Genomic DNA, 13,491 nt, shown 5'->3' with positions numbered 1-13,491 from the left:
CACCGGGTTACATCAGCCCGTGCTTTTCACACATGTCTTTTATCAGCTTCAGCCCGTTTTCCGCCATGTTCCATGGCTCGGAAAACTCCCGCCATACGCCGATGGAGTTGGCAAAGTCAGGATCGTTACGGGTAAAGCCTTCAATAGTGAGCCAGCCTTTGTAGTTCACGCGCGCCAGGGTGGAAAACACTTCATCCCAGGGTACATGGCCGCTGCCGGGCGTGCCCCGGTCGTTCTCGCTGATGTGAAAATGGCCCAGCAGGGGCGCAATCTGCGTAATGGCATCGCCCAGTTTTTTCTCTTCTATATTGGCGTGATGCGTATCAAACATGGCCTTCACGTTGGGATGCGCCGTTTGCTGTACCAGGCGCGCCAGTTGCTCCATGGTATTGCAGAGGTAACATTCAAAACGGTTCACCGCTTCCGGCGTGAGCAAAATGCCTGCCTGCGCGGCGTGATCCCCGGCCTGGTGCAGCACCTCCGCGCTCCATGCATATTCATCTGCGGTGGGCGCGCGTTTGGTGAAGGTGGTGAACGCGGAATGGAAGGGGCCGCAGAGCACGGTGGCGCGCAGGTCATGCGCGCGGTCTATCGTCCATTTGATTTTTTCCAGCGCCTTGTTCCTGACAGCGGCGGAAGGGTCTACCGGGTTTTCATCAGGGCCCAGTACAAACACCGCGGTGGTTTCCAGGCCCAGGGAAGCGGTGTAGTCTCCTACCTGCTTGTACGCCTTGTCATCCGGCGCGCCTATGAGGAACTCCACCCCATCGTACCCTGTTTTGCCCAGCCGCTCAATTACCGGCCGCAGCTCGTCAGATACAACGGCTGACCACGCCAGTACATTAAATCCGATTTTATTCATCTGCTAATATTGATCTTTTACGGGCCAGATCACATCCGGGATACATCAAGGCTAACAAGATTAAACATGTACGGCATAAACCCGCCTTAACATAGCCCTATGCGATAAAATGCATCCTGCCCGGTTTCCTACTATTTCTTTTTCGGTGTCACTATCTCTCCCGGCATAATGAGTGATTCAAAACCGGCCAGGTCTGCCGGTTTCACATTGGCCTTATACCCATCAAAGTTGAATGTAGTAGGCTGGTAAGGGCCAACAAAATTCACATCGCCCTGCGGGTCTATGTCTTTTTCCATGCCCATTGTCCAGAAGCAGGCGTTCACCAGCATACGGCGGAAACCCTCGTTCAGCAGGTCTTCCGAAGCGCCGTGCGTAGTGGTGAACACGCGGCCGCTGGCGCCATTGTCCAGCTTGTAATTGCGTACCCAGGCTACGGGCAGCTCCTTTTTGGAAGTGTCCGCAGGCGAGTCTGGCGTCATGCCGTTCAGCACCTGGCCGCGGGCCAGCACGGTGGAGCCGGTCAGCTCCGGTTCCGCATTGTAGCCGCCGCACTGTACAAACACGTCTTTCACGCCGGCCAGCACGGGGTGGCTCTCCTGCCCTTGCTCCAGCAATAACCGGGAGGCCTGTGCGTGATTTTTGCCGTAGTGCCCCACCCAGGTCTCTCCGAGGATGGTTTCACCGAAACCGTCACGCCAGGTAGTGTTGGGCCCTTTGTATTGGTAGCTGTAGTGGCCCCACTTGGGATTTTTGGCGTTATTGAACGCATGGGTGGCCGTTCTGAGGCCTACCACGGGTTTGCCTTTTTCGAGGTAATCATTGATGTGCTGCATTTCCTCGTCCGGGAAATCGGAAAAGCGGGTGAAGATCACCATGAGGTCCGCATTGTTCAGCGCGTCCAGGCCGCGAAGGTCTGAGCTGCCGGGCAAAATGTTCCTTTGAGAATCCAGCCCGAACACCACGGTGCAGGTAAACCCGTACCGTTTGGCCAGTATGCGGGCCAGGGCGGGCAGGCTTTCCTCGGAGCGGTACTCATGGTCTGAAGCAATGAACACAATGTTCTTTCCTTTGCCCGGGCCGCTGTCTCCTTTATACACAATGCGGTAGTCGGCATATGGATCATTGGGCTGGCCGCAAGCCACCTGGGTAAGCACCAGCACGCAGAGCAGCAGCAGTCTTGTTATATTTTTCTTCATGTTCCTGATCATTTAATAACTTTCAATGTTCCCCGCATCAGCTGACCGTGGCCAGGGAAGGTACATAAAAACGTATAATCGCCCGGTTGCGAGGGTGCTTTAAAGGCCAGCGACTGTGTTTCATTATTGTTGAGCAGGCCGGTGGCGTGAAGAATGTTTTTGTTGTCTGGCAGGAACTTCTTCTTGAAGCCTTCGCTGCCAAGGTCAATGGCCGCCTGCGCTACCTCGTCTGCCGTGCCGGGCATTACCACCACCAGGTTGTGCGGCATGAAGTCTACATTCTTGAGCGTGAGCTTCACCTGCTGGCCTGCTTTCACGATGATCTCTTTTGTATCGAAGAGCATCCTTTCGGGAATAGTGCCTATTATCACCTCCGCTTCGCTTTTGTTGCTGACGTCTACCCGCTTGCCGGAAGGGCCGGGGTTGTGTACGGCGGCTACCGCGGCGGAGCTGGTGTCTGCGCCGTGCTGGTGTTGCGCGTGGCCGCCAATGTCTTTACCCTGGTATTTCCAGAACCAGGCCACGCGGTCTGCCGCGCGTACCGCGTTCTCTATGGGAGAACTTTGCAGTTGCGCCAGCAGTTCCTTGTTGGCCACGTTGTGGCGCTGGTGCAGCCAGAGTATTTCCAGCAGGGCGTGCGCGCCTTCTTCCGTGTCTGCTTTATACTGTGCGGCCCATTCTTTGGCTTTGGCCATTACTTCTTTCGTTTCGCGGCCGCTCAGTTCTATCTGCACCTGGTGGCGCACTTCGTTCACGGGGTGCTTCAGCAGGTCCAGCAGTTTTTCCACGGGCTGGCCGGCAATAGCCACCGGTTCTGACAGGGGGCGGCCTTTGGCGGTAATGCGGTAAATGCGGCCATGGACATGATCGCGCTTGGGATCGCGGATGTTGTGCTGCATGTGGCCGATGAGCGGGTTCTGCCAGTCGCTGATATACAGCGCGCCGTCTTCTCCCACTACACCGGAGGTAGGCCGGAAGTTAGGATCGTCCGAGTACAGCATGTCCCCTATTTCCTCCCCCCATACCTTGCCGCTGTCATACGCCAGCTTGTAGCGTTTCATGCCCTGGAAGCCGATCACGTTATAGATCAGGAAATTGTTATCATATTCAGCCGGGAAGTGCTGGCTGGACAGTACCTGGTGCGCGGGCACCGGGCGAACGGTCTGTTTCAGCAGCCGGCGGGTCTTGAAGTCTTTTGCGTCCGGCGCGCGGGTGCCGTCGTTATCCAGGTACACCTGGTACGCGCGGCCGGTGGTGCCGTCTGTCACAAACTGGTAGCCCCATTTGTCAAAGCTGATGCCGTGGGCGTTGGGGCTGTTCTCCACTACAAAGTCGAACTGATACGTGCGCGGGTTGAAACGGAACAGGCCGGGCTGGTGGTTCTCCTGGCTGGGGCCCCACGGTGTTTCCACATTGCAGACCATGAACACGCCGCGCTGGTAATAAATATACCCGTCAGGCCCGAAGAACAGGTTATTGGCGGCATGGTGCGTATCTGCCGCGTCAATACCGCCCAGCAGCACCATGCGTACATCCGCCTTGTCGTCCCCGTCCGTATCTTTCAGGTACAGGATGTTGGGAGCGGATATCACGATCACGCCGTTGTTCCAGAACTCGAAGCCGGTGGGGTTGTGTACCCTGGCAAAAGTAACCGACTTGTCTGCCTTGCCGTCTTTATCCGTGTCAGACAATATCACCAGCCGGTCTTTCATTTCTTTCAGCGGCTCGCGTTTGGGGTAGCTTTCCCAGGCGGCCACCCACAGGCGGCCTTTGGTATCTCTCTTGACCGTTACGGGGTTGGCTATTTCCGGGAACTTCTCTTCAGATGCGAAGAGGTTCACTTCCAGGCCGGGCGCCACATGCATTTTGCTGATGGCCTCTTCCCCACTGAGGTATACTACGTCTTTTTTAAAGTTCGATTCCACTTTCACCGGCTGCGGCACGTTGCTGTCATCCATGGCCGTATCTACCGCCCAGGCTTCCCAGGCGCCCCAGAAAGGCTCTTCATCGTCCGTTACGGGATGTACGTCTTTATTGCCGCCGGCAATGGCCCAGATGCGCTTGTCCCGGTTGGCCGTCATGGTGTCCAGCATCTGCAGCTCGCGCTGCAGCGTTTCATAGTTGCCGTGCAGCTCGCTTCTGCCGCCCCATACGTCGTTACCATCTGTTGCGCGGTAGCGGTTGAACCAGTTGCCGTTCTTGTTGAGCACGGCCTGGCGCAGCCTGTTCAGGTCTGCCTCTTCCGTGCGGGGCACTACGCCCGCCAGCTGTTCGGTAATGAATCGGGCTACCAGGCGGTTGCCGTCTTCATTCAGATGTACGCCGTTGATGGTGAGCGGCGCTTTTTCCGATGCATACATTTTTTGCGTGGCGGCAAACAGGTCTACGAACACCAAGTCTTTTGCCTTTGCCGTTTCTTCCATGGCGCGGGTGTACGCTTCCAGCCGTTTGTTATTCTCTTTGCCATCCGGCAGGTTCGGGCTTTCCAGGTCTTCGTGCGCAATGGGAGAAAAGAGCACCATGCGCGGCTCGTTCTTGCCGTCATACTTTTGCAGCCGCGTTGAATCGATCCAGTCGCTCAGTTCCTTGCTGAACTTTGCCGGGTCGTTGTCATAAGACTCGTTGTAGCCGAAGAACGCAAATATCACGCTGGCCTGCACACGGGTGAGGTGCGTGTTGGCGTCTCCATAGGCTTTGTGCGCCCGCGGGCGGTGCATCACCCTGTCTCCCGTAAAACCGAGGTTGCGGAACACCAGTTCCTTGCCGGGCTGCGCCGCCTGCAGGTAGGTTTCCAGGAAGCCATCGTACTGCATGCGCTCCGCCAGTGCATTACCAACCAGCGCAATCCTGTCTCCTTTTTTAAACTCGAATTTCCCGGAAGGGGAACATGCGGCCATTACGGCCATCAAAGGCATACAGAAGCCCCAAAACAGGCGACTTCTTAATTTAAGGTGGATAAGTTTCATCAATGGTTTCATTATACGTGGTCGATATCATACAAACCAGAACATGTCCGTTCCATGTTCCTTCATCAAATCACCAAACAATGTAGGGCTAAATTCGCAGAACACCGTCCTGCTGCGTCCTGTATGTAGAAAATTACCTCAACCTTGTTATATTTTCACATTCAGTGAAAAGCCGCTTCCTTCCGGGCTGTAAAAAGGGGAAATACTGAGCCTTTCGCTTTTCCTGATCTGCCTGTGCAACTCCGGCACGGCAATGCCTGTACCCGCGCCGATGAGGAAGCCCAGTATCACGTCTGTTCTGAAATGTTTGCCTGCGCGCACGCGGTAGTAGCCTACCAATGCGGGCGGAACGGCGGCGGCGGAATAGATGGCCACTCTTTTCAGGCCTTTGATCTGGTGATAGTCTGTGAACACTTTGGCTAAAAAGAAGGTAGATGTGGCGGCAAAGGATACATGCCCGCTGAAAAAGGAATTGCTTTTGGCAATGCCGATCTTTTCTTCCTGTGTTACCTGCGGGTTGTACACGTACGGCCGGGTGCGGCGTATGGGAAAAGCGGCGGCAAAATAGATGGCGTTGTCTACCGTGTGAGACACCAGGTACATCGCCAGCAGGTCCAGCCAGTCTTTCCGTATGCGCCGGTCTATCATCAGCAGCGCGGGGCTGAGAATGGAAATATTGAGGAAGAGGTCTGAACTTTTTTGCGCGCTTTTGAACAGCGCGGGGTTATTAAAGGCCACGGGCCGGTCAAAGCGGTTGATGTTGTTGGGGTCAAGGCCATGGAGGTCTTCCAGCTTGTAGGCGGAAGTACGGTCAAGCGCCGAAAAGCCGAAGTAAGATGCCGTAAGGGCGGCCACGGGTATGGGCAGCTCGTATTTCCAGTTAACGCGGTATATTTTCCCGGGCAGCGTGTCTGCCTGGCCGGAAGCGGCCGTGCCGGTGCAAAGCAATAGGAAAAACAGGATACAGTTTCTGAAAAGGCATTTGGGCCACAGCATATGCGGAACGTTATTCTGCGGGTAAATATAAGTGATTTATCTGGTGTACGCCCTGCCCGGGCTAACGGTATACGTTCCTTTCCCTGCTGAAAAATACACGGTGTTCCTGCCCGCTTTTACATCCACATTAAAATTCACTGTCCCGTCTTCGCTCCTGACGTTCCAGTAACCCGGCTGCAGGCCCAGCAGCGCTACCTGGTACGCGGCGCTGTCTGCCGGTATATGTAAGGTAAAAGAAGCGCGAACAAGGTCTGTACCGGCGCTCATGCACACCACACGGTCTGCTATCCTCAACTGGTAACATTCCCCGGTTTGCTGAAGATCTACGGGGAGGGGCGGCCCATCGCCCTCTACCATCTGGAACACCGTTAAAAAACGGTCCCGGGCGCGGGCGTTTTTGGGAGAGATCATGATGCGGGTGGCATGGGCTTCCGGCTTGTCTGACCGTACCGTGAAGGTTTCCCCGAAGGTGCTGTTGGCCGCCGGGCCGCTCCGCACTTCCGTATGGCGGTCTGCGGCGGCGGGCAGCAGCATGTTCACATATGTTTTGCCCGTTTGCCCGTTCAGCTCGTTGCGAAGCACCATCACACCATCATTCACATCCGGCGGGTGCATGGTGTTGATCTGCCAGTATTTTTGAAAAGAGGGCTGCGCGGTGGTCATATCATCGGCCAGTATGATGGCCGCCGGCACATCTTCCCTGCCAAGGCGGAGGAAACAGAAGGCGCGGGTATACCGGCTCATTTTGGCGGTGTAGGCGCCGGTGAGGTCTGCCTTGAAATAGCTGAAGGCGGGCGTTTGCGGAGAAGGGCCGAAGTCCGCGGAGAGCACCTGGCCGTTGTTGAACCAGGGGTCTTGCGTGGTTTCATGCGGCGTCATGGGAAAGCGCTGGTTGAAGCGCGTGCCGCCATCCCGCTGTTTGGCGCGGAAAAGCAGCGGCTCTTCCGGGTCAAGGGCCAGCATCATGCTGTGGGCCACAGACCTTTTGTTAAAATTGTAATCGTACGGCGTACCGTAAGACAGGTACAGGCCAATATCCCCTACCTGTATGCCATGGTGAAAGATCTGCAACGCACCGGCGTCCGCATGCTGGTGGTTGGCAAAATGATAACCGCCGCCTTTTATTTCCGCTATCACGTCTTTACTGGCGGGTGTATTGTTCCACCCGGTGCGGGCCACCATGGAGCCGAGCACGGTACCAAAATCTTTGGTGAGGGGCAGTGAAGCGATATGATGGTCCGCTTTCAATGCGGGATCGTTTACCAGCAGATACAGTACAGGATTGTCCGGCAGCCCCCCTTCCCGTTCAAACTCGCCTTTGATGAGCGGGTCATTGGCGTAGGCGTAGCTCAGCAGCATGGTTTGCGGCTGCTTCCAGTACAACTGTTCGGCGCCTGTTGCCCTGCGGCTGAACATGTCCCCGTCGCGCAGCATGTACCCGTCTGGCAGGCGCATGTACAGCCAGTAGTACGGCAGGTGTTTGATGTTGTCATCAAATACGGAGAGGCCCGTCATCCGGTAGTAGAGCCACACGGCGTGCATCTCCCAGCCAAAGCGGTAGGCGCCATAGTCTACGCCCTGGTTGTGCCGTGGCGATGCGTATTCGAATTGGCGCATGGGCGCCAGCTGCTCCAGGATGGTGTAGGATGTATATTGGTACGGCAGCGGGTCTTCATTGTATACGGCCATGCTCATGGCCAGCAGGTCCCGGCAGATCTGCGCTTCGTTGCCGTGGCCGTTGATGATGCTGTCCATAAACGGCGGCCAGCCTATTTCCATATCGCGCGCCAGGCGCAGCATGTTCGTGTAGAGTATGTCCTTTTCTGTTTTGCCGAGCAGGTCGTAGCACCAGTCATATACCAGCGCGGCGGCATAGATGGCGCGGCCTATTTCGCGCGTAATATCCCCATAGGTCACATTCCCGAACTCCAGCGCCTGCATGTATCGCAGCATGAGGCGTACGGCTTCGTTGCCGGTCTTTTCATCGCCCGTTACCAGGTAATAAAAGGCGCGCGCTTCCACGGCTTTTTCCAGGTCTTCGCGGTAAAAGGTCTCTTCATCCGGCGCGGGGTCAAAGCTGAAAGGCGTTTTTGCCAACGCGCTCACTTTGTTCCATGCGGGCCTGTTCTCTTCTGTTGCCAGCCGCGCTTTGACAAGGGGCAGGCTTTGCGGGGTGACCCACAGCCGCGGATGCGCCGCGGGCGGTACAATAGCCGGCATATAGGCGCGTGCGGCGGCGGGCACCGCCGGGTCATTGTAATTTTTCCATTCAATGTAACCCAGCTGTATACCCGGCGGCAGCCATATTTTCACCTGCTGCGCCCGGCCGTTCAGCGCAAACTTGCCGGTTACCTGGTTGGCGGCGTGGTACTGGTCATATACAATGCGTTTGGTGGGCCGCCCGTCATCTATCTGCAAGGTCATGTGGGCGGTAACGGGCTTTCCTTCCGCCACCGGCACCGCGTAGGTAGCCAGCTGGTACAGGCCCGCCGCGGGCGCCTTAACGGTAAACACCACATCCGGCGTTGCGGAGCGCCCCGCTTCCCTGCCCGGCTTCAACCGCAACCATTTACCGCCCGCTATTGCCGTGGTACCGCGGTTCACGCGCGCTTCTTTGGCCTGCTGGCGTTGTACGTACCGGTCTCCCACCACCGCCGGGTAGGCTTGCGAAAATGTTTGGAGGGCGCCGCAGCCAAGCAGCAAAAGCAATAAACCTGTTCTCACTTTGTTCATCGTGTATGCCTTGTATCATCAAATTCCCCGGGGACGCGCCCCGGGGAACCGAACCTTAAATCTACCGTAAAATACCCATTAATAGCCAGGGTTGGGCACTATGCTCGGGTTGGCGCTCAGCTCCACTTCGGGGATGGGCAGTATTCTTCTGAAGTCTGTTGTTTTGACGTCTACATAAGAAGAGTATGCCTTGGCGCCCATGTTCTGCCGTGTAAAATCCACGTTGGTGCGGGCCAGGTCAAAAAAGCGCAGCCCCTCAAATGCCAGCTCCTTGCGGCGCTCCCGGATAATGGCGTCTACCAGCGCGGGGCCGGTGAAGGCATAAGCCACCAGTTGCGGGTCCCGGTTCTGCGCTACCATGTTCAGGTAAATAAGCGCGTTGGTCTCATCTTCCAGCCGCGCGTAAGATTCCGCCAGCGTGAGCAGCACTTCCGCGTACCGCAGCAGCTTTATTTCGTCCCGGTCTGCCACGCCGGTGTTCTGGTATTTGTTGACATAATATACCTGCTGCCCGCCGCGGGTGCCGTCAAAGATCAGGTCGCGGCGCCGGTCTGTGGCGGTATAGAGCGCATACGTATCATCTGTTACCAGCATGTCTCCCAGCCCTGTTCTGGAGTACATATAATCCAGCCCTTCCACGCCGTTGTTGGCGGCGGCGGAATTGTTCAGCTCAAAAATGGTTTCCAGCTTGTCTGTACGCGCGGCGTTGGAAGCCCAGTAAGACGTGAAGGCTGCCGCTGTGGACGCCAGCGTGTAGCCGCCGTTCTGCACCACCAGCAGGGCCGCGTCCCGCGCGTTCTCATAGTCTCCTTTATAGAGATATGCCCTTGCCTGCAGCGCCTTTACAGCATACTTTGACAGGAAGTTGGTATTGCCGGCATGAATGGCCGGGGTGGTGGCGGGCATCAGATCAAAAGCCTTATCCAGGTCGCTGATGATCTGGTCATACACCTGCGCCACCGTGCCGCGGGCGGGTTTGATGAAAGCCCCGCCAATACTGGTGGGCACCGTTACCAGCGGTACGCCGTCTGCCGCGGGATTGACCGTATGCGGTTTGGCGTACCAGTTCACCAGGTTGAGGTAGAGGAAAGCGCGCAACGCGTAGGCCTCTCCTTTCAATTGGCCGGTGGTGGCCGTTTCCGGCAAATTGACGGCCAGTATCCGGTTAGCCTGCAATATGGCGTAGTAGTGCTGCCCCCATAGCTGCGTGGCCTCCGCGTTGCCGGCTACGTACATGTAACTGTTCCACGGCAGCAGCCTGCCGGAGTTGGAGCTGCTGGTGTACACATTATCCGCCAGCAGGTCTCCCCAGAGCAACGCGTTGCGGCCATAGAGGAAATAACCGTTCATGATGCGGTAGGTACCGGCCAGTGCTTCCATCATATCTCCTTCCGTGAGAATGGCGCCGTTCACGGACACGGCCGTGGAAGGCTCCTCTTCCAGGAAGTTTTTGCCACAGGAGGCAGCCATGGCAGCGGACAGGAGCAGGATGGATATATATGCTTGTCTTCTTTTCATTGCTCGTTCTTTTTAGAGTGCTACGTTGATACCAACGGTGAAGGTTTTGTACTGTAACATGTCCTGGTTATCTGCCCCGGAATAGGTTACTTCCGGATCAAAGGGCAGGCGTTTGTCAAACGTGAACGTGAGCAGGTTGGTGGCCCTTCCATATACGTTCAGCCGGCTTACGCCCCATTTTTTCAACAGGCCGATGTTCCTGAAATTATACCCCAGCGTTACGTTCTTCATCCTGATATGGTCTCCTTTATAGAGGCGGTAAGTGCTCACCGAATTGTCTGTTTGGGTGGAAAACTTCGGCACGTCTGTTACCTGGCCGGGCGTGGTCCAGCGGTTTTCGTAGATGTAGCGGTATTTGTTGTGCGTATAATAGGTACCGGAGGTGAGGTACAGGTCTGCATTGGCCAGCACCCAGTAGTCCAGGTTATACGCAAAGTCCACGCCCAGGCTCAGGCCCTTGTAGCTGAACACGTTGTTGAAGCCGCCGGTGTAACGGGGAACAGATTCCCTGTCCAGCACCACGTATTTGGCATCCGCTATCTTGTCTGTAGCGGCGGCATGCGTACCGTCCGTATAATATAGCGGGGCGCCGTTCTGCGGGTCTACGCCGGCAAATTCCTTCATGTAGAACGTATAGAAGCTGTGCCCTTCTTTCAGGTAGAAATTACCGTTCTGCACGCCGGTGCCTTCCGGCAGGCTGGTCATCCGGTTCCTGTTCATGGCGAGGTTGAAGTTGCTGTTCCAGGTGAAGTCTTTTATTCTCAGCACATCCCCTTTCAGCGTAAACTCCCATCCTTTGTTCACCATGGCGCCCACGTTCTGGCTTACCGCCGTAAAGCCGGTGGTGAGTGAAGTAGGTACGGAGCGGATGAGGCCGTCTATGTTGTTGTGGTAATAATCCACGGTGAGCATAAAACGGTCACCGGCAAAACCGATGTCTGCCCCGGCATCAAACTTGCGGGCCGTTTCCCAGCGCAGGTCTATGTTACCGATGGAATAGTATTGCTGGCCGTTGTACCCGGCGTAGCTGTATGCAGTGCTGTAGCCCGCCTGCGGCACCCATGCATAGTTGCCCAGGCTGGCGTTGCCGGTAGTGCCGTAGGAAGAGCGGAGCTTCAGTGAAGACAGCACATGCTGGTGGCGGAAGAAATCTTCCTGGTGTACGTTCCAGGTGCCGCCAATGGCGTAGAAGCTGGCGTACCGGTTATTGGACGCGAACCTGGAGGAACCGTCCCGCCTGAAAGAGCCGTTAATGGCGTATTTATTGCGATAGTTCACTCCCGCCGTAGCGTACAGTGAAACGAACGCATAGTTGCTGTACTGGCCATAGGCGCCCAGCGGCGTGGCCGCATTGCTCAACGCGGTGAGGCTGGTATGCGCGGAGGGAAAACCGCCGCCGTCTGCCGCCAGCAGGTATTCCTTTGATTTTTGCGCTTCATACCCTACCGCCGCGGTAGCGTAGAAATTGTCCACACCTTTAAAATCGTACCGGTAATCCAGCTGGTTGCGGGTGAGCCAGTTAAAGTAACGGGTGTAATAATTGCGGCTGCGGCCTTTGAGGGACACGCCGTCTCCCATGGTGGCGTTCAGGAAGGTGGTTTCTTCTATCGTGTTGTAGTCCGCGCTGAAATAAGCGGTGTAGGTCAGCTTGTCCCAGATGTTCCACTTCAGCTTCACGTTGCCGAGCATCCGGGTTTGCGACATGTACTTGTTGTCATATTTGGCTATCCACAAGGGATTGTAAATACCGGGGAAGTTGGTATCTCCTGTTTTGCTGGTGTTGATAGCACCGTCTTCGTTATAGGCCAGCTGGAAAGGCCGCAGTACGCGGGCCGCCCAGGTGGGGTTACCGGAGAACTGTGCGCTGTACGGCGTATTCTGGCCCACGTTGGAAGCGTTCACACCTACCGAGAGCTGCATGCGCTGGTTGATATGATGATCTACGTTCAGCAGGCCGGATATTCTTTTGAAGTCGGAACCGATGGTGGTGGCATCCTGGTCAAAGTAGCCGGCGGAGCCGAAGAACTTTGTTTTTTCCGTGCCGCCGTTGAGGCTGACGTTGTATTGCTGCTGCTTGCCGGTGCGGGTTACCAGGCTGTACCAGTCGTTGCTTTTGCCGCTGTTGAGGCCGTAGCTTTCCGCCAGCGTGTTCACCTGCGCAGGCGTGTAGCCGCCGTTCACCAGTGCTTCCCGGAACATTTCCGCGTATTGCGCGGCGTTGAGCGGCATACCGGCGTCTGGCGGGTCCATCTGGCCGCTGACGCCCGCTTCCGCGTCTACCCTGATCTGCGTTTTGCCGGCCTTGCCGCGTTTGGTGGTGATGATGATCACGCCCGTGCTGCCGCGGGAGCCATACAGGGCGGTGGCGGCCGCGTCCTTGAGCACGTCTATGCTTTCAATATCGTTCTGGTTGAGGCCGGCCAGCGCGTTGGCGGTGGTCATGTTATAACCCAGCTTGTCCGCGTTCACGATCATGCCGTCTATCACAATAAGCGGGTTGGAAGAAAGGGAAAGCGAGCCCAGGCCACGGATGCGGATGTCTACCGCGGCGCCCGGCTGCCCGCTGGTGAGGGGCGCGGTAAGGCCTGCTATATGGCCCTGCAGCGTTTGCGCAAAGGTGGTGAACGGTTTGTTCTCCATTACCTCCGCCCCCACGGAGCTGATGGAGCTGGTATTGGCCGCCACCGTGGTGGTGCGGTAACCGTCAGATACCACTACTTCGCCAAGGGTATGTACATCGCGCTGCAGCGTAATGTTGACCTGGCTGCCTGTCACCTTTACTTCCTGCGTTACATACCCGATCATCCTGAACACCAGTACCGCGCCTTCCTGCACATTGCTGAACTGGAAACGGCCTTTGTCGTCTGTGACCATGGCCTGCGAAGTGCCGGCCACCCTTACCACCACGCCCGGCATGGGCGCGCCGGTAGAATCTGTTACGGTACCGCCTACACTCAGCAGGGGCGCCGTTGTTTGATGGCTGGCAGGTATAGCGGCAGTTGCGCCCCGGGCGCCGGGTGAGATCATTGCCGTGCAAAGGGCCACCATGCCGGAGAGCACCGGCAGGCGGAGCCGGTAGGTATTTGCACGGAACAAAACGTTCGCCCCCTTTTCAATGTAATTCATACATTTTAAGATAGAAGATGAAGAAATGAGATGATTTAAAACTGGTGACTCAATTTATTGGCTGATTACCGCCCGGCGTACCGGGCGCTTTTCA

At 56.5% G+C, this 13,491-nt stretch carries 7 protein-coding genes; all 7 read right to left on the bottom strand.

The window, feature by feature from the left end; all coding sequences use genetic code 11:
• Positions 1–7 precede the first annotated feature (7 nt).
• Entirely contained in the window at positions 8–862 is an 855-nt protein-coding gene (locus D3A97_RS14410) for a sugar phosphate isomerase/epimerase family protein (RefSeq protein WP_119079178.1), read from the bottom strand.
• Positions 863–993: 131 nt separating this feature from the next.
• On the bottom strand, positions 994–2,058 hold the full coding sequence (locus D3A97_RS14405; RefSeq protein WP_119079577.1) for a ThuA domain-containing protein: 1,065 nt from the start codon (positions 2,056–2,058) through the stop codon (positions 994–996).
• Between the two features lie 8 nt (positions 2,059–2,066).
• Positions 2,067–5,024, bottom strand: coding sequence for a PVC-type heme-binding CxxCH protein (locus D3A97_RS14400; protein WP_198674000.1), 2,958 nt, complete (start codon positions 5,022–5,024; stop codon positions 2,067–2,069).
• Positions 5,025–5,171: 147 nt separating this feature from the next.
• Entirely contained in the window at positions 5,172–6,020 is an 849-nt protein-coding gene (locus D3A97_RS14395) for a phosphatase PAP2 family protein (protein ID WP_119079176.1), read from the bottom strand.
• A gap of 36 nt (positions 6,021–6,056) precedes the next feature.
• Positions 6,057–8,753, bottom strand: coding sequence for a DUF4962 domain-containing protein (locus D3A97_RS14390; RefSeq protein ID WP_157986544.1), 2,697 nt, complete (start codon positions 8,751–8,753; stop codon positions 6,057–6,059).
• Positions 8,754–8,831: 78 nt separating this feature from the next.
• Complete coding sequence (locus tag D3A97_RS14385) at positions 8,832–10,271, bottom strand: RagB/SusD family nutrient uptake outer membrane protein (RefSeq protein ID WP_119079174.1); 1,440 nt, start codon at positions 10,269–10,271, stop codon at positions 8,832–8,834.
• Positions 10,272–10,283: 12 nt separating this feature from the next.
• Positions 10,284–13,397 carry a SusC/RagA family TonB-linked outer membrane protein gene (locus tag D3A97_RS14380; RefSeq protein WP_119079173.1) on the bottom strand — a complete coding sequence of 1,038 codons (3,114 nt, stop codon included), beginning with the start codon at positions 13,395–13,397 and terminating at the stop codon, positions 10,284–10,286.
• Positions 13,398–13,491: the final 94 nt, after the last annotated feature.

This window comes from Chitinophaga alhagiae, from assembly GCF_003568665.1.
Taxonomy (GTDB): domain Bacteria; phylum Bacteroidota; class Bacteroidia; order Chitinophagales; family Chitinophagaceae; genus Chitinophaga; species Chitinophaga alhagiae.
The sequence above is the reverse complement of the archived record's forward strand: the minus strand, read 5'-3'. Positions and strand labels throughout refer to the sequence as shown.